Origin of the sequence: Halomonas sp. HP20-15 (assembly GCF_033446685.1) — a bacterium.
GTDB lineage: Bacteria > Pseudomonadota > Gammaproteobacteria > Pseudomonadales > Halomonadaceae > Modicisalibacter.
The window spans coordinates 24,783-46,481 of sequence record NZ_JAWQLY010000012.1 but is presented as its reverse complement, the minus strand read 5'-3'; the positions used below and the strand labels follow the sequence as shown (position 1 = coordinate 46,481).

Genomic DNA, 21,699 nt, shown 5'->3' with positions numbered 1-21,699 from the left:
CCGTTCGCGGCGTACCGGTCCGGTCAGCTCGCGCCTACTCCGGTTGCATCAGAGGTTTGCCGGCTGGGCTGGTCGCCACTCGGCTATAGAGCGAGGGAATCAACTGCGCGCGTTCGAAGAACGTCAATACCGGCTCGGGTAGCGGGAAGGGGCGCCCGGCGAGCAGCAGCGCGGTGGGCATGCCATCGGGAGCCTCGAGCTGCTCTTTCAGGCGACGATAGTCGACCAGGAAACGCCGGCCTGACGCCGCTCGAGTCGCGGCGTTCATGGCTTCGGCGATGTGTGCGTCGGCGCCGTCATCGGCAGCGACCTGCGCGGGATAGGCCTGCACGTGGAGGATGCCCGCGGCGTCCCAGCCGAACTTGACCGGCTCCTTGACCAGCCGCACCGGAGTGCCCACCGGCACGCGGTGGATCAGGTCGGCGATGTCACCCGGCAGCATGCGGATACAGCCGTGCGAGACGCGCATGCCGACCCCCGCCGGGCGGTTGGTGCCGTGGATCAGGTAGCCCGGCAGGTCTAGGATCAAGGCATGCTTGCCCAACGGATTGTCGGGCCCGGGCGGCACGACGGAGGGCAGCGTCTCACCGCGCTTGGCGCGCTCCGCGATGATGCTCTGCGGCGGGTACCAGGCGGGGTTCTCGACCTTGGCGGTGACCGTCGTCCGGCCGAGCGGGGTCTGCCAGTCCATGCGGCCGATGCCGATGGGATAGGTCTCGACGCGGGGCGTCTTGCCCTGCGGCGTGTCAGGATAGTAGTACAGGCGCATCTCGGCCAGGTTGACGACGATGCCTTCATGCGGGCCCGGCGGCAGGATGTAGCGGGTGGGCACCACAACCTCGGTGCCTTCGCCCGGCACCCAGACGTTGGTCTCCGGGTTGGCGCGGACCATGGCGTTGTAGCCGACGCCGTGGCGCAGGCCGATGTCGATCAGGGTCTCCTCACCGCTGGTCTCGACGGTCTGTACGCGACCGACGATGTCACTCGAGTCGGGCAACGGGTAATGGCCCACCGATTCGCTCGCCTGGGCCGCGGCCAGCCGCGACAGCGTCAGTAAACCCACCAGCAGGCCGAGCGTCTTGCTTCCTAGTGTCTTGCGCATCTGATTTCCCTTTCCATACCCTGGCTATCCGCTGTGTCACCGCCGGTACGCTAAACCAACCCGCCTTCCGGGTCTATGACGAGGCGGTCGGGGTGGCCGGACGAAAGACGCCGCGCCGACTGGTGCGGTCGGCGCGGCGCGCTGTCGTCAGGGCTGGCGGGACGGTCAGACCTCCTTATAGAGTTCGGCCCCCTCGCGGCGGAACTTCTCCGCTTGCTCTTCCATGCCTTTCATCACCGCTTCCCGGTCGCCGTCCAGGCCGTGCTCGGTTGCATAGTCGCGGACCTCCTGGCTGATCTTCATCGAGCAGAACTTGGGTCCGCACATCGAGCAGAAGTGCGCCACCTTGGCCGAGTCCTTGGGCAGCGTCTCGTCGTGGTATTCCCGCGCGGTATCGGGGTCGAGGCCGAGGTTGAACTGATCCTCCCAGCGAAATTCGAAGCGCGCCTTGGACAGCGCGTTGTCGCGGCGTTGCGCGGCGGGATGGCCCTTGGCGAGGTCGGCGGCATGCGCGGCGATCTTGTAGGTGATGATGCCGGTCTTGACGTCGTCCTTGTTGGGCAGGCCGAGATGCTCCTTGGGGGTGACGTAGCAGAGCATTGCGCAACCGTACCAGCCGATCATCGCCGCGCCGATGCCCGAGGTGATGTGGTCGTAGCCGGGCGCGATGTCGGTGACCAGCGGGCCGAGCGTGTAGAACGGCGCCTCGTCGCAGTACTCGAGCTGCTTGTCCATGTTCTCCTTGACCAGGTGCATGGGCACATGGCCGGGACCCTCGATCATCACCTGCACGTCGTGCTTCCAGGCGATATGGGTCAGCTCACCCAGCGTCTTGAGTTCGGCCATCTGCGCCTCGTCGTTGGCGTCGGCCACCGAGCCCGGTCGCAGGCCGTCGCCCAGCGAGAAGGCCACGTCATAGCGCTTGCAGATCTCGCAGATCTCCTCGAAATGGGTGTAGAGGAAGCTCTCCCGATGATGAAAGAGACACCACTTGGCCATGATCGAGCCGCCGCGCGAGACGATGCCGGTGACGCGCCTGGCAGTGAGCGGCACGTAGCGCAGCAGCACGCCGGCATGGATGGTGAAGTAGTCCACGCCCTGTTCGGCCTGCTCGATCAGGGTGTCGCGGAAGACCTCCCAGGTCAGGTCCTCGGCCACGCCGCCCACCTTCTCCAGCGCCTGGTAGATGGGCACGGTGCCGATCGGCACCGGCGCGTTGCGGATGATCCACTCGCGGGTCTCGTGGATATTGGCGCCGGTGGAGAGGTCCATGATGGTGTCCGCGCCCCAGCGAATACCCCAGGTCATCTTGTCGACCTCGTCCTCGATGGAGGAGGTGACCGCCGAGTTGCCGAGGTTGCCGTTGATCTTCACCAGGAAGTTGCGGCCGATGATCATCGGCTCGGATTCCGGGTGGTTGATGTTATTCGGAATGATCGCGCGACCCTCGGCGACTTCGCGACGCACGAACTCGGGGGTGATCTCGTCGGGCAATCGAGCGCCGAAGCCCTGGCCGGGATGCTGGTGGCCGAGGATGCGTTCGACCTCTTCCGAACCCAGTGCCTGGCGACGCTGGTTCTCGCGCAGGGCAATGAACTCCATCTCCGGCGTGACGACGCCCTGGCGCGCGTAATGCAGCTGGGTGACGTTGCGGCCTGCTTTGGCGCGGCGCGGCGTGCGAGTCAGCTCGAAACGCAGCGGGGCGAGCATCGGGTCGTTGGCGCGGCGGCGGCCGTACTCGGAGGTGGGTCCGTCGAGCAGTTCGGTGTCGCCGCGTTCGTCGATCCAGGCGCGACGCAGCTCGGGCAGGCCGCGGCGCAGGTCGATGCGGGCCTCGGGGTCGGTGTAGGGGCCGGAGGTGTCGTAGACCAGCAGCGGCGGGTTCGCTTCGTCGGCACCTGAGGTGCGGGTCGGCGAGAGGCTGATCTCGCGAAACGGCACGCGGATGTCGGCTCGTGTGCCCTCGACATGGACCTTGCGCGAGCCGGGCAGGGCCTGGATAGCCGCTTCGTCCACGCGGGCCGTTTCGGCCAGGAAGTGATCGGTCTTTGCCACAGTCGTTCTCCCATTGAGCGATAGTCAGGGAGGACAGCGGAGGAGGACAGCGGCAGGGGTGCGTCAGTGGCGGCCTGCGTGTCGCTTGATCCCTACGCTGGTTCGCTCCCCATGATCGGGAATTAGCCAGGTCAGGTTCAACGGGCCCCACCGTGACGACCCGGCAATTGCCGCGCCGTAGAGTGATCTCAGCCGGTTCCACCGGCACCCCGTCAAGCGATGGCACCGCCAGGCGGCGCCGGATTTACCGGGCAGTCATCGGTGCCCGGCGTGCGGCGGATGGACTCAGAAGGACTGATCCAGGCCCATCTGCCAGAAGTCGATCTCCAGTCGGGTGGCGTCACGAAAGATCGTGACGAGTTGCGCGAAGCGCGCGGCATCGAGCGTGGCGAGGCGCTCGTCCAGCCAGGCGATCTCGGCCTGCATGGCCTGCTGAAAGTCGTCGCCGGCGTACATGGCGATCCAGTCGGCATAAGGGTTGCCGTCATGGCATGTGAACGGCTGGGCCTCGAGCCAGTTGGCGATCTCGCCGTAGCCGATCAGACACGGCGCCAGGGCGACGTGAAGGTCGAGCAGGTCGCCGCGGCTGCCGGCATCCAATACATAGCGGGTGTAGGCCAGCGTGGCGCGGGCTTCGGGCAGCCTGGCCAGGTCGTCCTCGCTGATTCCCCATTCGCGGCAATAGCCGAGGTGCAGGTCGAGTTCGACGTCGAGGATGGTCCTGAGCCCGTCGTAAGCCTGGCGCAGATCGGCCAGCGTGCGGCTCTTGTAGGCCGCCAGGGCATAGGCGCGGGCGAAATGGATCAGGAACAGGTAGTCCTGCTCGAGATAATGGCGAAAGGCGCCATCGCCAAGCGTGGCTTGCCCCAGCTGGCGGACGAAGTCGTGTTCGATGTAGGCGCGCCAGTCATTCCGGCAGGCACTGATCAGATCGGTGAAGCGGTAGCCCATGCATGCTCCGAGCGTAACGGCGATCCGGAGGGGCAGCGGCGGGAGCCAGAATGGCGCGGCAGAGGGAGCATCGAAGCGGGCCGGCCATTGCTTGATCCCTACGCCGGTACACTTTCTCATCATGAGAAATCACCCGGATCAGGTTCTTCGGGATCCGCCATGCCTCGTTCGATGGCGATCTCAGCCGGTTTCACCGGCACCCCGTCAAGCGTGTGCGGGAACGCGCCCGCACAGTCGGCAGTGTGGGTAACGCCGCGGCGGCGGTCAAGCAAGATCCGTCTCGAGCGTGTTGGGGACTCGGCGTTCGATACACGGCGTCCGATACACGGCGTCCGAAACTCGGCGTCCGAAAACAGCCGGACGGCGGCTCTATGGCGCGCTAGAATCGCTACCGAATAACCACCCGAGCGTCCGCCATGCCTCTCGATTCCACGCTACGTCTGTTGCTGCTGTCCGCCCTGTGGGGCGCGAGCTTTCTGTTCATGCGCATCGCCGCGCCGGAACTGGGATCGTTCGTCACGGCCTTCTTTCGGGTCTTTCTGGCCATGCTGGGGTTGCTGGCGATTCTCGCCCTGTGGCGGGTGAAGTGGCGCTTCCAGGGCAAGGCGCGGGCGACGCTGGCGATCGGCATGGTCAATTCGGGGGTACCGTTCGCGATGTTCTGCCTGGCCGCCCAGACCCTGCCGGCCGGTTACTCGGCGATGTTCAATGCCACCACGCCGCTGATGGGGGTATTGATCGGCGCGGCGCTGTTCGACGAGGCGATGACCCGCGATCGGCTGTGCGGGGTGGCGCTGGGCTTGGCGGGCGTCGCGGTGCTGGTTCGGACCGGCCCGGTGGCCGTGGACGTCACCCTGTTGCTGGCGGCGGCGGCGTGTCTGGTCGCGGCGGCCTGCTACGGCCTGTCGGGATTTCTGGTGCGGCGCTTCATTGCCGAGCGCGGCGGGCTGGACTCGCGGCTGCTGGCGCTGGGCTCGCAGGCCGGGGCGAGCGCCTTGCTGGCGCCGTTGATGCTGCTCGAGGCCTGGCGACAGCCCTCGCTGGCGAACTGGCTGCAGGGCGACGTGTGGCTGGCCATGCTGGCGCTGGGGCTGGTGTGCACGGCATTGGCCTATCTGCTGTTCTTTCGACTGCTGGCGGACCTGGGCCCGATCAAGCCGCTCACCGTGACCATGCTGGTGCCGCTGTTCGGCGTGCTGTGGGGCGCGCTGTTTCTCGACGAAAAGGTGACCCTGGCGCATCTGGTCGGCGGCGTGCTGATCGCCGGTGCGTTGTGGCTGATCCTGTTCAAGGCGGCCCCTGCGCCGCGCGTGCAGGCACGGCCCGACGCTGCCCGGCCCGAGTAGCGCAGATGGTTTCGCCGGGAGTTCAGCGATAAAGCCGGTAGCGGCGGTAGTCGCTGCGCTGCTGCTGCTCTTCGGGGGTCTTGCGATAGCGCTTGTATTCCCACTGGTACTGCGCCGGGTCGAGCGCGATCGCCGCCTCGACGCTGGCGTTGACGCCGCGCGCGGCGAGCGTCTCGTCGGGATCGTAGACGCGTTCGTCGGCGGCGAGAAAATGAATCTCGAAGCCCGGCGGCTGCCCGGCGCCGGCTAGTCGGCGCCGGGCCACGCCGGTGACCACCCGGGCCTGGGTCCGCGCCACCAACTTGGGCAGCAGCGTGCCGGTGTAGGCGGGCCGGTGGAAGAAGTCGGCGAATACGCCGCCCCGCCAGTCGGGCTCCTGGTCGGGTAGGATGCCGACCGCCTCGCTGCGCTTGAGCGCCTTGAGCAGTGCCGCGACGCCGCGCGAGTTGGTGGGGACCAGGGCCGCGCCCATGCGCTCGCGTCCCCGGCGGATCAGCGGGTCGAGTTCGGCGATCTTGGGCGGTTCGTACATCGCCGTGAACGGGAAGTGGCCGGACAGCCAGAAGTTGAGGACTTCCCAGTTGCCGAAGTGCGGTGCCAGCACGATCACTCCGCGGCCCTCTGCGCGCGCCTCGTCGAGCAGCTCGCGGCCGTGCACGGCCTGTATCGAGGCCTCGACCCGGGTCGAGTCGGCCATCCAGGCGAAGCCCAGTTCGAGCATCGTCGCGGTGGAGTGGCGGATGCTGTCGCGGGCCAGCCGGGTGCGCCGCGCTTCGTCGAACTGCGGGTAGACTTCGCGCAGGTTGATGTCGGTCACCTTGCGCTCGCGGGCGCTGAAGCGATAGATCAGCGGCCCCAGGCAGCACGCCAGGCGCCATAGCGTCTTGGGCCTGGCGTGCGACAGCAGTCGCCACAGGGCGGTGATGGAGCGCGCTTGCAAGGCGCTGGGGTATGGTCGGTCACTCATGCAGTTCAGCGGCTTCGAACTCCGGGGCGTGCATTATAACGGGTTGCGCCGCGGGCTTCATGCGACGCGCCCGGCCGGCGTCTTGCCGTCACGCTACCACAGCCAGGTGTCTATATTGCTCGGCGCGCGCTTTTCCTGCAGCCCCTTGAAGCCCTTGACGCAGCGCACGATCAGCCAGATCGCCAAGCCCAGCATCAGGATCAGGCCGATGCCGATCAGCGACAGCAGCGCGGCGACGATCGCATAGAGCAGGCCGATCCAGAAGGTGCGGATCTGGTAGCGGTAATGCCCGTCCAGCCACGGCGGGCCCTTGCCGCGATACACGTAGGCGATGACCACGCCGACGATCGGCGTGATGCCGATCACGAAGCCGGCCAGCAGCAGGCCGTAGACCACCATGGCGAGGGTCGTGTCAGCGGGCTGCGGGGCTTCGTCGGCGAGCGTTTCGGGGCTATCGGCAAGCGGATCGGCCATGACGGATCTCCGTGTCGAGAAGGGCGGTTGGGAAGCTACTGGCGATCGGGGCGACACAATTCGATCAGGTTGTTGTCGGGGTCGCGCAGGTACAGCGAGACGATCGGCCCGCCGGCACCCTGGCGGGCCACCGGGCCGGTCTCGACCTGGATGGCCAGGGCATCGAGATGCGCCTGAACTTCTTCGAGCGGCAGCAGGCTGCGAAAACAGATATCCAGGCTGCCGGGCATCGGACAGCCGGCGCGCGGCACGATCGTGGTATCGACCGGATGCAGGCGCAGGGCGATGTCGCCGAGCACCAGGTCGACGCGCTCGGCGTCGCGATAACGTGCTTCCAGCCCCAGCACCCGGGTATAGAAATCCACGGCGCGGGGTATGTCAGTGACGGTGACGACCAGATGGTCCAGGCCCGCTAGCATTGGCGTGTTCCTCATGGGCTTATGTGGGTACGCAGCCGCCGGTCGGCAACGGCTACCCGGCTTGTTTGTCGTTATTCCAGCATACGCTGATACGCTCGTCGCTGTCCCGTACACAGCCTGGCGAATGGCATGATTCGCCAAGCGCTAATAAGGTGTATGCAGGGTTGGCGCTAAGCACGTAAAAACGCTTTGTTGCCGGCCAGCGCGGGCGTATAGTCGCCCGCGAAATTGCGCCGTCTTGCGCGACAGCGCTGTCCGTTTTGATGTCGCGTCGGGCATTTCACGCCGGCGTGGCGCCGCCAATACCATCGATCGTGAGGCATCCGTTCATGTCGCCCCAGTTACTGGCCATGGCCCTGGCTCCCCTGTTGGGTCTTTTCATCCTGGGGATCGGCAACGGCTTTCTGGCAACGCTGATCACCCTGCGCCTGGACGCCGCCGGCGCCTCGGCGGTGGTGATCGGCTGGGTCTCGTCGGCGTATTTCATCGGCCTGGCGATCGGTGCGCTGCTCAACGACCGATTGTTGCTGCGCATCGGCCACATCCGCGCCTATGCCTGTTTCGCCTCGCTGGTGGCGGTGACCGTGCTGCTCGCCGGGCTATGGCTGAACGCCTGGTGGTGGTTCGTGCTGCGCCTCATCGGCGGCTGGGCGACGGTGGGCGTGTATCTGGTCATCGAAAGCTGGCTGTTGACCGCGTCCGATACCCGGGTGCGCGGCCGACTATTGGCGCTGTACATGATTTCGCTGTACGCCGCGGGGGTGATTGGCCAATTGCTGCTGGGGGTGACCGATGCCGCCGGTGCGCAGGTGCCGTTCATGGTGATCGGGCTGCTGGCGTCGCTGTCGGTGCTGCCGATGGCGATGATTCCGCGGGTCTCGCCGCTGCTCGAGCATGCCGAGCCGCTGCCGCCGTTGCGCCTGATCATGCTCACCCCGACCGGGGTGATGGGCTGCTTCGGTTCGGGCCTGGCGATCGCCGCGCTCTACTCGTTGCTGCCGCTCTACCTGCAGCGCAGCGGATTCAGCGTCCAGCACATCGGTCAGATGATGGCGGTGATGGTGCTCGGTGGGATGTTGCTGCAATACCCCATCGGCCGCTGGTCCGACCGCCACGATCGCCAGTTGGTGCTGATCCTGATCGGCATCGCCAGCCTGGCGCTGTCGCTGGGCGCGCTGTCGCTGGCCGACCGACCGTGGCTGCTGGCGGGCGTGCTGTTCCTGCTCGGCGGCGGCGTGTTCGCGCTCTACCCGGTGGCGGTGAGCCATGCCGCCGACCGCGCGCCGGCCGGTGCGCTGGTGCGCATGAGCCAGGGGCTGTTGTTGATCAATGCGGTGGGCTCGACGCTCAGCCCGCCGTTGATCTCGCCGGTCATGGCGACGCTCGGCGACGCCGGGCTGTTCTGGTCGCTGGCCGCGCTGGGCGCCGCGCTGGCGCTGTTCTTCACCTGGCGGCGTAGCTGTCGTCCCGCGCCGCTGCCGGTGGCGCCGTTCACCCCCAACCCGCCGCAGACGGTGGTGGGCGCCGAACTCAGCGTGACCGACGAACTGGTGCAGGGGGCGATCGAACACGAGCATGCCGAGGATCTCTCGCAGGCGGTGCCCGACGTGGACGTCGCCGAACCGCTGGTAGGCCCGCCGCCGCCCGACGATCCCCCGTCCGAGGCGCGCCGGGCCGAGCGCGAGGAAGAGACCAGCGACCTGCGTAGCTAGCGGCGCCGGGGCAGCCGCCGATAGGAAACGCTGATTAAATTGGCGGGCGGAGCGAAGCGCAAGGCGTACGGAGCACAGGAACCGGAGCATATGGGGTATATGTGAGGATTCCGTCCGGGCTGGCGCACCAGCACCGTACAACGCAGCGATTTGCCCGCGCAGACATTTATGCAGTGGTTCCTTAGTGCAATGTCGGGCGCCGCGCGCCGCGGTTATGCTGAGACTGGAATACCCCGATCGCGGAGAACAGCATGAGCGAGGCAATGGTTACCGTCAGCGAGCGCGCCGGCGTGGCCCGGATAACGCTGAATCGACCCAAGGCACTGAACGCGCTGAACAGCGAGCTGCTCGGCGAGCTTGAGCGGGTGCTCGATGAACTGGCCGCGCGCGACGACCTGCGCGCGGTGTTGATCACCGGCGCCGGCGACAAGTCCTTCGTCGCCGGGGCGGATATCGCCGAGATGCGCGACAAGACCCCCGACGAGGCGCGCGTCTTCGCCACCCAGGCGCTGGCAACCTTCAAGCGTCTCGAGCGCCTGCCGGTGCCGGTCGTCGCCCTGGTCAACGGCTTCTGCCTGGGTGGCGGCTGCGAGCTGGCGCTGGCCTGCGACTGGGCGGTGGCCAGCGACAATGCGCTGTTCGGCCAGCCCGAAGTGCTGCTCGGGGTGATTCCCGGCTTTGGCGGCACCCAGCGGCTGCCGCGGCGCATCGGCCCGGCGATGGCGCTCGATCTGGTCACCACCGGGCGTAAGATCGATGCCCAGGAGGCGCTGCGCGTCGGCCTGGTCAACCGGGTGGTTCCGCAAGCGGAGCTCGAGACGCTGGCCGAGGAGCTGACCCAGCAGTTGGGCGCCAATGGCCCGCAGGCGATTCGTGCCGCCAAGCAGGCCATCCACGCCGGCCAGGGTCAGCATCTGGACAGCGCGCTGGCGTTGGAAACCAGCCTGTTCGCGCTGGGCTTCGCCGGTACCGAACAGCGCGAGGGTATGGGCGCCTTTCTGGAGAAGCGCAAGCCGAACTTCTAGCGCTAACCCCGCAGCCGCGCCCGGCGCTGGTCAGCGCGCCGGGTCGACCAACCCGCCCAGCGAGGCGTTGCGGCGAAACCAGCCGGCGATGCTGGTGCGCGGGTAGCGGGTCGGCAGCACCGCATGCGGTACCCGGTCGGATAGAAAGCATACGAAGGTGCCGGCTTCGGGACGGACTCGCGTCAGTTCGCGGGTGTCGTCGTCCTGGGCGTAGATGGCCATCTCGCCGCCGCCGTCGCTCGGCCAGTCGGGGGTCAGGTAAAGCACCGTCGAGATCACCCGGTTGGCGCGTCCCTGAAAGCTGTCGAGGTGGGTGCGGTAGAAGCTGCCGGGCGGATAGTGGGCGAAGTGCGCCTCGAACTCGAACAGTCCCAGGTAGAGCGCCTGGTTGATCTGACCCTGCAATTCGGCCATCAACGCCAGATAGTCGCGCTGGGCCTGGCTGTCGCGATTCAGCCAGTGAATGGCGTCGCTGCGGATGTCGCGGCGCAGCTGGTGCGCCTCGCCACGGCCGATCCCCGCGGCCTGCAAGGCGCTGTGTTCGGCGAGTGTGTGGATCTCGTCGTGCAGAGCGCGACAAAGGGCCGGGTCGATGAAGCGCTCGCCGACGAACCAGCCATGGTCGACGAGCCGGTCGACCAGCGTCGGCAGCGCGGCGGCATCGAGCCCCGATAGCGGGTTGGCAGTATCGGATGAAAGCATGCAGAGCCTAAGCGTCGATGTCGGGAACCGTCCGGCGGCGTTCCGGCCGATAATGCAGCCGGCTGCCGGGCGGCGCGTGATCCAGGCTCACCGAACAGCCGAAGCCCTCGGCGAGCAGCTCGACCAGCATCATCGCCGACAGTCCCCAGATGATATGGCCCTCGGCGGCATAGCTGGGCACGTAGCGCAGCACGCCGTCGACGTCGATGACGTCGGTATGGCTGCGCCGATCGTCCAGGAAGAAGCGTAGCGGAACCTCGAAGATGGTATCGAGTTCGTCGAGTTGCGGGCGCAGCGGCAGGTCGGCGGGAATCACCCCGACGAACGGGGTGACGCGAATGCCATGCAGCGAGATCACGTCGCTCAACCGGCCGAGCAGACGCACCCGCGCGGGCGCCAGGGCGATCTCCTCCTCGGCTTCGCGCAGCGCGGTGGTCAGCAGGTCGGGGTCCTGTGGCTCGCGCTTGCCGCCGGGAAAGGCGACCTGACCGGCGTGCTGCTTGAGGTGCCCGGCGCGTCGGGTGAACAGCAGCGTCGGCTCGTCGCGCTCGACGATCGGCAGCAACACCGCCGCCTGTGGCAGGGCGAGGCCGACCTTGCGCGGCGTGTGCGCTTGCAGGCGCTCGTGAAGTGTCTCTAACATGGGCATTCCGAGAGTTTAATGTCCTTATTACCCAGCCGGCCAGCCGGAAAAAAAGGGGGCGTCAAGCGACGTCGTGCCGCCCGAGGAGCTCATGAATTTCTGCAGTCACTGCGGCCAGTCCGTGCGTTTTGCGATCCCCGAGGGCGACGACCGTCCGCGCTATCTGTGCGATGCCTGCGGCACCATCCATTACCAGAATCCGCGCATCGTCGCCGGCACGCTGCCGGTGCGCGACGAGCGCGTACTGCTGTGTCGGCGTGCCATCGCCCCGCGCCACGGCTACTGGACGCTGCCCGCCGGGTTCATGGAAAACGCCGAGACGACCCTCGAGGCGGCAACCCGCGAGACTCGCGAAGAGGCATGCGCCGAGGTCGAGCTGCAGGGTCTGTACACCCTGATCAACCTACCGCACATCAACCAGGTCTACATGATCTTTCGTGCCGATCTGACGGGCGACTTCGCCGCCGGTCCGGAGAGCCTGGAGGTGGCGATGTTCGCCGAGCACGAGATCCCCTGGGACGCGCTGGCCTTCCCCACCATCGAGCGCACCCTGCGTCACTATTTCAGCGATCGACGCCAGGGCGACTTTCCGCTGCACATCAGCGATATCGGCGAGGAAGACCGCGAGCGCTATTTCGGCAGTGCCTGATCGTCGGGAATGAGTTCCCCCGCGCTACAGGTCCTCCAGCCTCCACACTTCGTAGGCCGGCTCTTCGTAGGGATGGGCCAGCTTGAGCGCGGCGATCGCGGCGTGGATGCGGTCGTCGCGACAGACAAGTTCGACCTTGAGCTCATCGACGCGCTCGAGTTCGCCTACCCGGCCGATATGCGGGTTGGCGCCGCTCAGGGGGCGGAACTGGCCGGTGCCGGGGGTCTGGAAGCAGCAGGCCTCGTAGTCGCCGATGCGCCCGGCGCCGCTCTCGAAGATGGCTTCCTTGACCTCCTCGGCGGCCTCGACGGGGATGAAGAACGCGAGCTTGTACATGGCGCCTCCTGGTCGGATTCAAGACGGTGATGACTTCGATGAAAGCCGGGCGCAACGGTAGGGCATCGGCAATCACCGCTTCATGATGGCATAATGCCCGGCGTTGCCCAGACCCTAAACCGAAACGAAACGGATATCCGCATGCTCAAGTGGCTTGGCGTACTGTTGATCACGCTGCTCGGCCTGCTGCAGTACAGCCTGTGGTTCGGTGAGGGCGGGCTGCGCGAACTGACCCATATCCGCGCCCGGGCCGATACGCTGGCCTCGGAGAACGACACCCTGCGGGCGCGCAACGAGCGCCTGGCGGCCGAGGTCGTCGATCTCAAGAACGGTCTCGATGCCATCGAGGAGCGCGCGCGCACCGACATCGGCATGGTGCGCCAGGACGAGCAGTTCTTCTGGGTGCCGGGCGTCGAGGACACCGGTGGCGAGTCGGGCCGGGCCCCGGGTGCGGGGGGCGGCTCATGAACGAGACGCCGCTGTGGCTGATCGTGCCGGCCGCCGGCCAGGGCCGGCGCATGGCCGCGGATCGACCCAAGCAGTACCTGGAGCTGGCCGGGCGACCGGTGCTCGCGCAGACCCTGGCGCGGCTCCATGAGACCTTCCCCACGGCACGCTTGCTGCTCTGCCTGGATGCCGAGGACGCCTGGTTCGACCCGGCCTGGGTGCCGTTCGCCGACTGGCGCCGTGTCGCCGGAGGCGCCGAGCGCGCCGAGACCGTGAGCCTGGCGCTGGCGGCGATCGCCGCCGAGGCCGGCGACGAGGATCTGGTGCTGGTCCACGACGTCGCCCGGCCCTGCGTGCATGGCGACGACCTGGCCCGGTTGCGGGCCGCACTGATCGACGAACCGGTCGGGGCGCTGCTGGCCGCGCCGGTGGCCGATACCATGAAGCGTGCCGATGCCGCCGGCCGGGTCGCGACCACCGAGCCGCGCGACGGGCTGTGGCACGCGCTGACGCCGCAGGGCTTTCGCTATGCGCTGCTGCGCCGCGCGCTCGACGAGGCCGGACGGGGCGGCGTGGCGATTACCGACGAGGCCTCGGCCATCGAGGCGCTGGGCCTGTCGCCGCGGCTGGTGGCCGGGCGTCGCGACAACCTCAAGATCACCCATCCCGAAGACCTGGAGCTGGCTGAGCAGATTCACGCCGCGCAGGCCCTCGCGACCCAGCGCGTAGCGTCGTCGGCCGGGGAGGAGGGCGGCCCGCGCCCCGATCCAGCGCCCAGTCAAGGCAACCCTCGCAACCCACGAGAGACCCGCGCATGATGCGAATCGGCCACGGCTTCGACGTCCATCGCTTCGGCGATGGCGACCATCTGATGATCGGCGGCGTACGCATCGCCCACGATCACGGCTTCATCGCCCACTCCGACGGCGACGTGCTGCTCCATGCGCTCTGCGATGCGCTGCTCGGCGCCTGCGCGCTGGGCGATATCGGCCACCTCTTCCCCGACGACGACGAGCGCTGGGCCGGCGCCGACAGTCGCGGTCTGTTGCGCGACGTCGTCGCGCGCCTCGGCGAGGCCGGCTGGCGGATCGCCAACGTCGATGCCACCGTGATCGCCCAGGCGCCCAAGCTGGCCCCACATATCGCCGCCATGCGCGCGGTCATCGCCGAGGATCTGGGCGTGGCGATCGGCGCGGTCAACGTCAAGGCCACCACCACCGAGCGGTTGGGCTTCACCGGGCGCGGCGAGGGGATCGCCGCCGAGGCGGTGGCGCTGCTCGAGAGCAGCCAGGCCGAACGGCAAAACGGCGAGACGGCGCATGCCTGAAGCGGTCGAGACCCCGCGGCCGGCCTGGCCGCCCGACTGGCCCTGCGCCCACGGCGGCCCGCTGGTGGCGGGCGACTATCGCGCCAGCCCCGAGGACTTCATCGTCGAGGAGTGCCTGGACTTCGCCCCCGAGGGCCATGGCGAGCACCTCTGGCTGTGGCTCGAGAAACGCGACCTGAGCACCGTCGAGCTGGCGCGGCGGCTGGCCCGGGCCTGCGAGGTCACGCCCCGCGACATCGGCTATTCGGGGATGAAGGATCGTATCGCGGTGACCCGCCAATGGCTGTCGGTGCACCTGCCGGGGCGCGAGGCGCCGGATGATCTCGACGTGCGGCTCGGCGACACGCCGGTCTGCGTGCTGGCCCACGCGCGCCATCCGCGCAAGCTCAAGCGCGGCGTGCATCGCCGCAATCGCTTCCAACTGCGGCTGAGCGGCCCGATCGTCACGCATCCCGAGCTCGAGGCGCGCTGGCAGCGTCTCGTCGAGGCCGGCGTGCCCAACTATTTCGGCCCCCAGCGTTTCGGCGTCGACGGCCATAACCTGACGCGCGCCTGTGGCATACTCGCCAGGGGCTGGCGCAAGCGCGACGATCGCCAGGGCCTGATGCTGTCGACCGCGCGCAGTTACCTGTTCAACGAGCTGCTGGCGTCGCGCATCCGCGCCGGCGACTGGTCGACGCCGCTGGCCGGCGACGTGGTGATGCTCGACGGCACTCAAAGTCATTTCGTCGTCGATTCGGACGCCGGGTTGCCGGGCGACGCTTCGCCGGGCGACGCCTCGTCGGACGACAGCTCGCCGATCGCGCGCGCCGCGCGGCTCGACCTGCATCCCGCCGGGCCGCTGTGGGGCGTGGGGCAGCGCGAGGCGAACGCCGAGCCGGCGGACTACGAGCGCCGCCTGGCGAACGACAATGCCATGCTCTGCAGCGCTCTGGAGCGTAGTGGCGTGCGCCTGGCCCGGCGTGCCCTGCGCACCCGGCTCGTCGAGCCGCGCCTCGAGCGAATCGGCGAGACGCTGGAGCTGCACTTCGAATTGCCGCGCGGTGCCTTCGCCACGGCGGTGCTGCGTGAACTGATCGCGCATCCCACGCTGTAGCGTGCGGATGCTGAGGAGACACGATGCGTAAACTGCTGCTTTCCAACGACGACGGCGTCCATGCGCCGGGTCTCAAGGCGCTCTACGAGGCGCTCAGCGTACATGCACGGCTGCGCGTGGTGGCGCCGGATCGCGACAAGAGCGGGGCGAGCAATTCACTGACGCTGTCGCGCCCGCTAGCGCTTTCGGCGCTGGACAACGGCTTCTACAGCGTCGACGGCACGCCGGCCGACTGCGTGTATCTGGGCGTCAACGGCGTATGGGACGAGAAGCCCGACCTGGTGATCTCGGGCATCAACCACGGCGGCAACCTGGGCGACGACGTGCTCTATTCGGGGACCGTGGCGGCGGCGATGGAAGGCCGCAACCTGGGCATGGCGGCGATCGCCGTGTCGCTGGTCGGCTCGCAGCATTTCGAGACCGCCGGGCGGGTCGCGGCGAGCCTGGTGGGCGCGGCGGACACATTGTCGTTGCCGCCGCGCAGCCTGCTCAACGTCAACGTCCCCGACCTACCGTGGGAAGAGATCCGCGGCTTTCGCGTCACCCGCATGGGCTATCGCGGCCCGGCGCAGCGTCCGCTCGAGGTCAAGGACCCGCGCGGGCGTACGCGTTACTGGATCGCCCCCGTCGGCGAGAACGCCGACGACGGTTCGGATACCGACTTTGCCGCCGTCGAGGCCGGCTATGTGTCGATCACCCCGCTGCACACCGACCTGACGCGGCATGCGGCGATCAACGATGTACGGGGCTGGCTGGATGCGTTGTCTGGACAGGCGTGAACTCAGCGGGATCGGCATGACCTCGCAGCGCACCCGCGATCGCATGGTCGCGCGGCTCGCCGAGACCGGCATCGGCGACCCTCGGGTGCTCGAGGTGATGGCCCGCGAGCCGCGCCATCTGTTTCTCGACGAGGCGCTGGCGCACCGCGCCTATGAAGACACCTCGCTGCCCATCGGCCATGGCCAGACGCTGTCGCAGCCATGGATGGTGGCGCGAATGAGCGAGATGGTGCTGACCGCCGAGCCCGAGCGTGTGCTCGAGATCGGCACCGGTTCCGGCTATCAGACGCTGATCCTGTCGCGGCTGGTGCCGGCGGTATGGTCGCTGGAGCGCATTCGGGTGCTGCAGGAGCGTGCGCGCATGCGACTGGCGCGGCTGAGGGTACACAACGTGCGGCTACGCTTGACCGACGGCGGTCACGGCTGGCCGGAAGCGGCGCCGTTCGACACCATCCTGCTCACCGCCTGCGCCAGCGAGCTGCCCGAGGCGCTGTTGTCGCAGCTCGGCGATGGCGGCACCTTGATCGCGCCGATCGAGGACGATGCCGGCGAACAGTGGCTGACCCGTGTCGAGCGGCATGGCGAACGCTACGATTATCAGCGGCTCGAACGGGTACGCTTCGTGCCGCTTCTGGAAGGCGTGATTCATTAAGGCCCGCCGTACGCTGGCCCGGTACCGTGTGAAAGGAGTGCAGCTTGAAAGGAGTCCACCATTGAAGCGAGCATTCTCGCTGTTCTTCAAGGGCGCCGGGATGGGCGCCGCCGATGCGGTGCCGGGCGTTTCGGGCGGTACCATCGCCTTCGTCACCGGAATCTACGAAGAACTCATCGACACGATCAGGCGCTTCGGACCGGAAGCCGTCGGCGCCTGGCGTCGCGATGGCGTGCGCGGCCTGGCGCGTCATCTCAATCTGGCGTTTTTGATCCCGCTATTGCTGGGCATTGCGATAAGCCTGGTCAGCGTCGCCCATCTGGTCACCTACCTGATGGACAACCAGCCGTTGTTGCTCAACGCCTTCTTCTTCGGCCTGGTGCTGGCTTCGGCGGCAGTGGTCACCCGTCATATCGATGGCTGGCGGCTGTGGCATGTGCTGTTGCTGATACTGGGCATGCTGCTGGCGCAGCTGTTGCCGGGGCTGATGCCGGCGCTGGGTGGGCTCGGCGCCCTCAAGCTGGTAATCGCCGGGGCGATTGCCATCAGCGCCATGTTGCTGCCCGGCGTATCGGGCAGTTTCCTGTTGCTGAGCATGGGCCTTTACGGCACGGTAATGACGGGCATAAAGAGTCTTGATATAAGTCTGATCCTGCAGTTCGGTATCGGCTGCCTGATCGGACTGGTGACGTTCTCGCGGCTGCTGGCGTGGCTGTTTCGCCATTATCATGCCGCCACGCTGCAGCTGTTGGCCGGGTTCATCGTCGGCTCGCTGCCGTTGCTCTGGCCATGGCGGGAGATGACGCGTTACCAACTGGGCCCCGAGCAGCAGGTCATACCGCTCGACTATCGCTTTCTGTGGCCCCACGATTATGCATCGCTGACCGGTGAGCCGGCCCAGTTGTGGTCGGCGCTGGCGCTCATGGCCTTTGGCCTGGTGCTGGTACTGGTGGTGGGCGAACGTTCCACGTCATCCTTCAAGGAGCATTGAATTCATGCGCAAGGCCTTTCTGGTTTCGGTGCTGACACTGGCTGTGGCGGGCTGCGCCTCGTCCGGCAGTGCCCCGCAGGTCAGTGACCTGTCCGTCAGCCGCAACCAGCAACCCCAGGAATCGGTCACCGTGCAGTCCGGCGATACCCTCTACGGCATCGCCTGGCGCAACAACATGGACTTTCGTGAGCTGGCGCGGATCAACGGCATCTCGCCGCCCTATCGCATCGAGCCCGGCCAGACCCTGCGTCTAGATGCCGGGGCCGGCTCTCAGGGCCAGGCGCTGGCGTCCGCGGGGGCGTCGGGTACGCAAGCGAGCGCGATGGGCAATGCGTCCTCTCCCCAGGCGGCTGAACAGAATCCCGACTGGTTGGCCCCGGATACCCAGACGATCGAGCGCAACCGGCAGCTGTCCAGCGAACCGTTGACTGGCGGCGCGACGTCACAGGTACCCAGCAGCCAGGCGCTGGCCGCCGCGGCGGGGGCCGGCGGCGCTTCCGGCCCTGGCCCCATCTACAACTTCGAGAGCCCGGGTGCCGACGGCCAGCTCAGCGAGCGCGAACGCCAGGAGCAGGCTGCTATCGCCCGTGAACGGGCCCAGCGGGCCGAAGCCGAGGCCGCCAATGCGACCAACCGTGCCGCGAGCGCAGGCCAGGTGGCAGCGACCGACACACAGGCGTCATCTTCCTCGGCTACAACGGATAGCCAGCAGCGTTCTACGACTTCGGGCCAGACCGCATCCGATGCGCCGCAGACCGGTTCGGCGGCGCCGAACGCGACCGACGCCGGCACGGCAGTTGCGGGGGAAGCGAACGAGCCGAACACGCAGCAGCGCAGCTACTCGCCGGTCGAGAACATCCCCTGGCAGTGGCCTGCCGAGGGCGAGGTCGTTGGACGTTTTGGTGATGGATCTAACATCACCGCCGGCATTGATATAGCCGGGCAAAAGGGGCAACCTATCAGAGCGGCAGGGCCGGGTATCGTGGTCTACGCAGGAGATGGCGTACGCGGCTATGGCAATCTCATTCTTCTCAAGCACAACGATCGTTTCCTGAGCGCCTACGCGCACAACGACACTCTGAGAGTCAAGGAAAACGACGTGGTCAAGGCGGGAGAAGTGATCGCCACCATGGGTAACACCGATGCCGATGGCGTCAAGCTGCATTTTGAGGTACGCAAGGAAGGCCAGCCTCAAGATCCCCTCGAATACCTGCCATCTCGTTGAGGGGATTGCGATCGCAAACAGGGACGGACGACCGGTAGTGCCGGTCGCCCCAGCCAGGCCAGAACAATAATTCGAGCCGGCCGATGGCTGCATTGAAAGCAGCAGACAAACGGGGTAGCGACATGAGCATGCTTGAACGGGACCTTCAAGAAGTCGATCTCAACGAAGTTAATGTCGACGTCGAAGCCATCGACGACGGCGATGCCAAGCAGGAGGAAGCCTTCGAGAAGGCGCTTAGCCGCGAAGAGAACAGCTATCATCAGAGCCTTGACGCCACTCAGATCTATCTCAACGAAATCGGTTTTTCCCCGCTGCTGACTCCCGAGGAGGAAGTGCACTTCGGGCGCCTCGCCCAGAAGGGCGATCCTGCCGGCCGGCAACGCATGATCGAGTCCAACCTGCGGCTGGTGGTTAAGATCGCGCGGCGTTATCTCAACCGCGGCCTGTCGCTGTTGGATCTGATCGAAGAGGGCAATCTGGGCCTGATTCGCGCAGTAGAAAAGTTCGACCCCGAGCGCGGGTTCCGTTTTTCAACCTACGCTACCTGGTGGATTCGTCAGACCATCGAGCGGGCACTGATGAACCAGACCCGCACCATCCGTCTGCCGATTCACGTCGTCAAGGAACTCAACATCTATCTGCGTGCCGCCCGCGAGCTGACGCAAAAGCTCGACCACGAGGCGACCGCCGAGGAGATCGCCGAATTCCTCGACAAGCCGGTGGGCACGGTCAAGCGGATGATGGGGCTCAACGAGCGCGTCTCGTCGGTGGATTATCCGCTCGGCGGGGAGAGCGACAAGCCGCTGATCGAGACTCTGGCCGACGAGAATGACAGCGGCCCGGAATCATCGCTCGTCGATGGTGACGTCAAGCAGCATGTCGACGACTGGCTGGCCGAGTTGACCGACAAGCAGATGGAAGTGGTCGTTCGCCGCTTCGGCCTGCGCGGCCACGAGGCGGCGACGCTCGAGGAGGTCGGCGAAGAGATCGGCCTGACTCGTGAGCGGGTTCGCCAGATCCAGGTCGAGGCGTTGAAGAAACTGCGCCGCGTGCTGGAAAAGCAGGGCCTTTCGCTGGACGCGATCTTCGAGTGAGGCGGAGTCGCCGAGACGGAGGATGAGCATCAGCAAACGCGGGCCCTTGGCTCGCGTTTGCCGTTGGGACCGGCCCTTCTTCCAGCTTGACTATTTATTGTCATTTGCTAAGCAAGCTAACATGCGGCATCGTATGTATAATACCTGTCGTTATCGCTTGCTATCGAAAGGAAACATCGATGCCGTCCCGTTTCGTCTCACCTTCGCGCCCGTCGCCACGGTCGGGCTTCGCCCGGCGTCTATTGCCCGTGCTGATCGCCTCCGCGCTCTGCTCCCAGGCCCAGGCGGCCGATCTCTGGACGATCGCCCGCGACGCCATGTCCAACAATGCCGATCTGGCATCCTCGCGCTCCACGTTCCGTAGCGTGGAGGAAGCACGTGACGTCCAGCGCGGCGATCTGCTGCCGCAGGTCAATGCCACCGCCAATGCCGCCAACAACCGCTCCTTCGAGAGTCAGAGCAGTACCGTGAGTGCCGGGTCGACGCCCAACGATGATAACTACAATTCGGCGAGTGTCGGCGTCGAGGCCACCCAGGCGTTGTTCGATGCGACCAACTGGTACGAACTGCAACGCGCCGAGGAGCAGATCGACCAGCAGGCGCTGGTGCTGGAGAGCGCGCGCGAGCAGACGCTCTACGACGTTGCCGAGGCGTACTTCGAAATTCTCCAGGCGCGCGATATTCTCGCCGCGCGGATCGCCCAGGAAAAGGCGATCAGTCGTCAGCTCGAGCAGGCTCGCGAGCAGTTCGAAGTCGGCCTGATCGCGATCACCGACGTTCACGAGGCGCAGGCCAGCTACGATCTGGCGCGCGCCCAGCGCATCGCCGCCGAGAGTGATCTGCAGGTCAGCTTCGAGTCGCTCGAGCGGCTGACCGGCAAGCGTTACGACGCCATCAGTACGCTGTCCGAGGAGTTGCCCATCGAAGTCCCCGAGCCCAGCTCCCGCGATGCCTGGGTGGCTCTGGCGATGGAGAACAACCCGACGCTGCTGGCCGCCAGCCAGGCCATCGATGTCGCCAACCGCACCGTCGACATCGCGCGCGCGGGATACCTGCCGAGTCTCGATGCCTACGCCAGCTACGAATACTCGGACAGCGACAACGATTACCTCGAGGGCGAGAACTCGGGCGCCGAGATCGGTCTGCGCGGTTCATGGGCGATCTTCAACGGTGGCAGTACCAGTGCTCAGGTCAGTAGCAACACCTATCAGCTCGAGGCCACGCAATACGACTTCGAGTCGCAGCGTCGCTTGACCATTCAGCAGGTTCGCTCGCTGTATACCCAGGTGGTCAACGACGTCGAGACCGTCGAGGCCCAGCAGCAGGCGATCGTCTCCAACCGCAGCGCCCTGGAGGCCACGCGCTCCGGTTACGAGGTCGGCACGCGCAACATCGTCGACGTGCTCGAGGCCGAGCAGAACCTGTATAACGCCCTGGCCAACTACGCCGAGGCCCGCTACAGCTACGTCACCGACCTGTTGGCCTTGCGTCGCGAATCGGGAATTCTCGAAACCGATACCCTGCGCGCCCTCAGCGAATGGTTGCAGACCGGCGAGGAAGTTCATCTCGACCTGCCCAACGAAGAGAGCGGTCGCTACGAGGCGATGATGGATATCGGCGAGCCACCGACGCCGCCCAGCAAATAACGGTCGATCGCTGTCAACGCAGACCGTCCTTTTAAAGCGCGATACCTCAGCGGTTAATGCT

The 21,699-nt window shown here is 66.7% G+C and carries 23 protein-coding genes and 2 riboswitches; of the genes, 14 read left to right on the top strand and 9 right to left on the bottom strand.

Annotated elements, in window-relative coordinates; translation table 11 throughout:
* Positions 1-34 precede the first annotated feature (34 nt).
* The 3 genes from R6258_RS15215 to tenA form a co-directional block, all read right to left on the bottom strand.
* Entirely contained in the window at positions 35-1,102 is a 1,068-nt protein-coding gene (locus tag R6258_RS15215; RefSeq protein ID WP_318452406.1) for a L,D-transpeptidase family protein, read from the bottom strand.
* 165 nt (positions 1,103-1,267) lie between these two features.
* Positions 1,268-3,157, bottom strand: a complete 1,890-nt coding sequence (gene thiC / locus R6258_RS15210) for a phosphomethylpyrimidine synthase ThiC (protein ID WP_318452399.1) — start codon at positions 3,155-3,157, stop codon at positions 1,268-1,270.
* A gap of 72 nt (positions 3,158-3,229) precedes the next feature.
* Positions 3,230-3,379: riboswitch (TPP riboswitch) on the bottom strand.
* Positions 3,380-3,442: 63 nt separating this feature from the next.
* On the bottom strand, positions 3,443-4,108 hold the full coding sequence (gene tenA, locus R6258_RS15205; RefSeq protein ID WP_318452396.1) for a thiaminase II: 666 nt from the start codon (positions 4,106-4,108) through the stop codon (positions 3,443-3,445).
* A 78-nt stretch (positions 4,109-4,186) separates the two neighbouring features.
* A riboswitch (TPP riboswitch) is annotated at positions 4,187-4,322 on the bottom strand.
* Between the two features lie 202 nt (positions 4,323-4,524).
* On the opposite strand from tenA, the gene R6258_RS15200 reads away from it, so the two are divergent.
* On the top strand, positions 4,525-5,454 hold the full coding sequence (locus R6258_RS15200; protein WP_318452394.1) for a DMT family transporter: 930 nt from the start codon (positions 4,525-4,527) through the stop codon (positions 5,452-5,454).
* A gap of 22 nt (positions 5,455-5,476) precedes the next feature.
* On the opposite strand, the gene R6258_RS15195 is transcribed toward R6258_RS15200, so the two are convergent.
* The 3 genes from R6258_RS15195 to R6258_RS15185 form a co-directional block, all read right to left on the bottom strand.
* Positions 5,477-6,421 carry a lysophospholipid acyltransferase family protein gene (locus tag R6258_RS15195; RefSeq protein WP_318452392.1) on the bottom strand — a complete coding sequence of 315 codons (945 nt, stop codon included), beginning with the start codon at positions 6,419-6,421 and terminating at the stop codon, positions 5,477-5,479.
* 93 nt (positions 6,422-6,514) lie between these two features.
* The gene (locus tag R6258_RS15190) at positions 6,515-6,895 is read right to left on the bottom strand and encodes a DUF4870 family protein (protein WP_318452390.1); all 381 of its coding nucleotides are present in this window, start codon (positions 6,893-6,895) and stop codon (positions 6,515-6,517) included.
* A gap of 35 nt (positions 6,896-6,930) precedes the next feature.
* Positions 6,931-7,314 (bottom strand): VOC family protein, encoded by a 384-nt coding sequence (locus R6258_RS15185; protein WP_318452387.1) that lies wholly within the window; start codon positions 7,312-7,314, stop codon positions 6,931-6,933.
* Positions 7,315-7,643: 329 nt separating this feature from the next.
* Here R6258_RS15185 and R6258_RS15180 point away from each other — a divergent pair, with 329 nt between their 5' ends.
* Both R6258_RS15180 and R6258_RS15175 read left to right on the top strand, forming a co-directional pair.
* Positions 7,644-9,026, top strand: a complete 1,383-nt coding sequence (locus R6258_RS15180) for an MFS transporter (RefSeq protein ID WP_318452384.1) — start codon at positions 7,644-7,646, stop codon at positions 9,024-9,026.
* Positions 9,027-9,277: 251 nt separating this feature from the next.
* Positions 9,278-10,051, top strand: a complete 774-nt coding sequence (locus tag R6258_RS15175; RefSeq protein ID WP_318452367.1) for an enoyl-CoA hydratase-related protein — start codon at positions 9,278-9,280, stop codon at positions 10,049-10,051.
* Between the two features lie 30 nt (positions 10,052-10,081).
* On the opposite strand, the gene R6258_RS15170 is transcribed toward R6258_RS15175, so the two are convergent.
* Together R6258_RS15170 and R6258_RS15165 are read right to left on the bottom strand one after the other, a co-directional pair.
* Positions 10,082-10,753, bottom strand: a complete 672-nt coding sequence (locus tag R6258_RS15170) for a 2OG-Fe(II) oxygenase (protein WP_318452365.1) — start codon at positions 10,751-10,753, stop codon at positions 10,082-10,084.
* A gap of 7 nt (positions 10,754-10,760) precedes the next feature.
* Positions 10,761-11,396, bottom strand: a complete 636-nt coding sequence (locus tag R6258_RS15165) for a CoA pyrophosphatase (RefSeq protein ID WP_318452363.1) — start codon at positions 11,394-11,396, stop codon at positions 10,761-10,763.
* 91 nt (positions 11,397-11,487) lie between these two features.
* Between R6258_RS15165 and R6258_RS15160 the strand changes: the two genes are divergently transcribed.
* Positions 11,488-12,045 (top strand): NUDIX hydrolase, encoded by a 558-nt coding sequence (locus R6258_RS15160; RefSeq protein WP_318452361.1) that lies wholly within the window; start codon positions 11,488-11,490, stop codon positions 12,043-12,045.
* A 24-nt stretch (positions 12,046-12,069) separates the two neighbouring features.
* Here the strand turns inward: R6258_RS15160 and R6258_RS15155 are convergent, their stop codons facing one another.
* A complete protein-coding gene (locus R6258_RS15155) occupies positions 12,070-12,381 on the bottom strand; it encodes a YqfO family protein (RefSeq protein WP_318452360.1) in 312 nt (103 codons plus the stop codon).
* 141 nt (positions 12,382-12,522) lie between these two features.
* Here R6258_RS15155 and ftsB point away from each other — a divergent pair, with 141 nt between their 5' ends.
* The 10 genes from ftsB to R6258_RS15105 all read left to right on the top strand — a co-directional run bounded on the left by ftsB (position 12,523) and on the right by R6258_RS15105 (position 21,638).
* Positions 12,523-12,849: a cell division protein FtsB gene (gene ftsB / locus R6258_RS15150; RefSeq protein WP_318452358.1), complete on the top strand. Its 327-nt coding sequence runs from the start codon at positions 12,523-12,525 to the stop codon at positions 12,847-12,849.
* Positions 12,846-13,646 (top strand): 2-C-methyl-D-erythritol 4-phosphate cytidylyltransferase, encoded by an 801-nt coding sequence (gene ispD / locus R6258_RS15145; protein ID WP_318452356.1) that lies wholly within the window; start codon positions 12,846-12,848, stop codon positions 13,644-13,646. The genes ftsB and ispD overlap by 4 nt, the downstream gene beginning before the upstream one ends.
* The gene (ispF, locus tag R6258_RS15140) at positions 13,646-14,155 is read left to right on the top strand and encodes a 2-C-methyl-D-erythritol 2,4-cyclodiphosphate synthase (protein ID WP_318452630.1); all 510 of its coding nucleotides are present in this window, start codon (positions 13,646-13,648) and stop codon (positions 14,153-14,155) included. Before ispD ends, ispF begins: the two co-directional genes overlap by 1 nt.
* Positions 14,148-15,251 (top strand): tRNA pseudouridine(13) synthase TruD, encoded by a 1,104-nt coding sequence (gene truD, locus R6258_RS15135; protein WP_318452351.1) that lies wholly within the window; start codon positions 14,148-14,150, stop codon positions 15,249-15,251. Before ispF ends, truD begins: the two co-directional genes overlap by 8 nt.
* A 23-nt stretch (positions 15,252-15,274) precedes the next feature.
* Complete coding sequence (surE, locus tag R6258_RS15130) at positions 15,275-16,030, top strand: 5'/3'-nucleotidase SurE (RefSeq protein WP_318452348.1); 756 nt, start codon at positions 15,275-15,277, stop codon at positions 16,028-16,030.
* Between the two features lie 16 nt (positions 16,031-16,046).
* Positions 16,047-16,682: a protein-L-isoaspartate(D-aspartate) O-methyltransferase gene (locus R6258_RS15125; protein ID WP_412176386.1), complete on the top strand. Its 636-nt coding sequence runs from the start codon at positions 16,047-16,049 to the stop codon at positions 16,680-16,682.
* Between the two features lie 61 nt (positions 16,683-16,743).
* Entirely contained in the window at positions 16,744-17,673 is a 930-nt protein-coding gene (locus R6258_RS15120) for a DUF368 domain-containing protein (RefSeq protein WP_318452338.1), read from the top strand.
* A gap of 4 nt (positions 17,674-17,677) precedes the next feature.
* Entirely contained in the window at positions 17,678-18,898 is a 1,221-nt protein-coding gene (locus R6258_RS15115) for a peptidoglycan DD-metalloendopeptidase family protein (protein WP_318452334.1), read from the top strand.
* A 122-nt stretch (positions 18,899-19,020) separates the two neighbouring features.
* Positions 19,021-19,992, top strand: coding sequence for an RNA polymerase sigma factor RpoS (rpoS, locus tag R6258_RS15110; RefSeq protein ID WP_318452330.1), 972 nt, complete (start codon positions 19,021-19,023; stop codon positions 19,990-19,992).
* A 179-nt stretch (positions 19,993-20,171) separates the two neighbouring features.
* Positions 20,172-21,638 (top strand): TolC family outer membrane protein, encoded by a 1,467-nt coding sequence (locus tag R6258_RS15105; RefSeq protein WP_318452328.1) that lies wholly within the window; start codon positions 20,172-20,174, stop codon positions 21,636-21,638.
* The last annotated feature ends 61 nt before the right edge of the window (positions 21,639-21,699 follow it).

Excerpts from the sequence above, each read along its gene's own strand:
- R6258_RS15215 (WP_318452406.1), bottom strand. The coding sequence starts at position 1,102 with ATGCGCAAGACACTAGGAAGCAAGACGCTCGGCCTGCTGGTGGGTTTA.
- tenA (WP_318452396.1), bottom strand. The coding sequence starts at position 4,108 with ATGGGCTACCGCTTCACCGATCTGATCAGTGCCTGCCGGAATGACTGG.
- R6258_RS15200 (WP_318452394.1), top strand. The coding sequence starts at position 4,525 with ATGCCTCTCGATTCCACGCTACGTCTGTTGCTGCTGTCCGCCCTGTGG.
- R6258_RS15195 (WP_318452392.1), bottom strand. The coding sequence starts at position 6,421 with ATGAGTGACCGACCATACCCCAGCGCCTTGCAAGCGCGCTCCATCACC.
- R6258_RS15190 (WP_318452390.1), bottom strand. The coding sequence starts at position 6,895 with ATGGCCGATCCGCTTGCCGATAGCCCCGAAACGCTCGCCGACGAAGCC.
- R6258_RS15185 (WP_318452387.1), bottom strand. The coding sequence starts at position 7,314 with ATGCTAGCGGGCCTGGACCATCTGGTCGTCACCGTCACTGACATACCC.
- R6258_RS15180 (WP_318452384.1), top strand. The coding sequence starts at position 7,644 with ATGTCGCCCCAGTTACTGGCCATGGCCCTGGCTCCCCTGTTGGGTCTT.
- R6258_RS15175 (WP_318452367.1), top strand. The coding sequence starts at position 9,278 with ATGAGCGAGGCAATGGTTACCGTCAGCGAGCGCGCCGGCGTGGCCCGG.
- R6258_RS15170 (WP_318452365.1), bottom strand. The coding sequence starts at position 10,753 with ATGCTTTCATCCGATACTGCCAACCCGCTATCGGGGCTCGATGCCGCC.
- R6258_RS15165 (WP_318452363.1), bottom strand. The coding sequence starts at position 11,396 with ATGTTAGAGACACTTCACGAGCGCCTGCAAGCGCACACGCCGCGCAAG.
- R6258_RS15160 (WP_318452361.1), top strand. The coding sequence starts at position 11,488 with ATGAATTTCTGCAGTCACTGCGGCCAGTCCGTGCGTTTTGCGATCCCC.
- R6258_RS15155 (WP_318452360.1), bottom strand. The coding sequence starts at position 12,381 with ATGTACAAGCTCGCGTTCTTCATCCCCGTCGAGGCCGCCGAGGAGGTC.
- ftsB (WP_318452358.1), top strand. The coding sequence starts at position 12,523 with ATGCTCAAGTGGCTTGGCGTACTGTTGATCACGCTGCTCGGCCTGCTG.
- ispD (WP_318452356.1), top strand. The coding sequence starts at position 12,846 with ATGAACGAGACGCCGCTGTGGCTGATCGTGCCGGCCGCCGGCCAGGGC.
- ispF (WP_318452630.1), top strand. The coding sequence starts at position 13,646 with ATGCGAATCGGCCACGGCTTCGACGTCCATCGCTTCGGCGATGGCGAC.
- truD (WP_318452351.1), top strand. The coding sequence starts at position 14,148 with ATGCCTGAAGCGGTCGAGACCCCGCGGCCGGCCTGGCCGCCCGACTGG.
- surE (WP_318452348.1), top strand. The coding sequence starts at position 15,275 with ATGCGTAAACTGCTGCTTTCCAACGACGACGGCGTCCATGCGCCGGGT.
- R6258_RS15125 (WP_412176386.1), top strand. The coding sequence starts at position 16,047 with ATGACCTCGCAGCGCACCCGCGATCGCATGGTCGCGCGGCTCGCCGAG.
- R6258_RS15115 (WP_318452334.1), top strand. The coding sequence starts at position 17,678 with ATGCGCAAGGCCTTTCTGGTTTCGGTGCTGACACTGGCTGTGGCGGGC.
- rpoS (WP_318452330.1), top strand. The coding sequence starts at position 19,021 with ATGAGCATGCTTGAACGGGACCTTCAAGAAGTCGATCTCAACGAAGTT.
- R6258_RS15105 (WP_318452328.1), top strand. The coding sequence starts at position 20,172 with ATGCCGTCCCGTTTCGTCTCACCTTCGCGCCCGTCGCCACGGTCGGGC.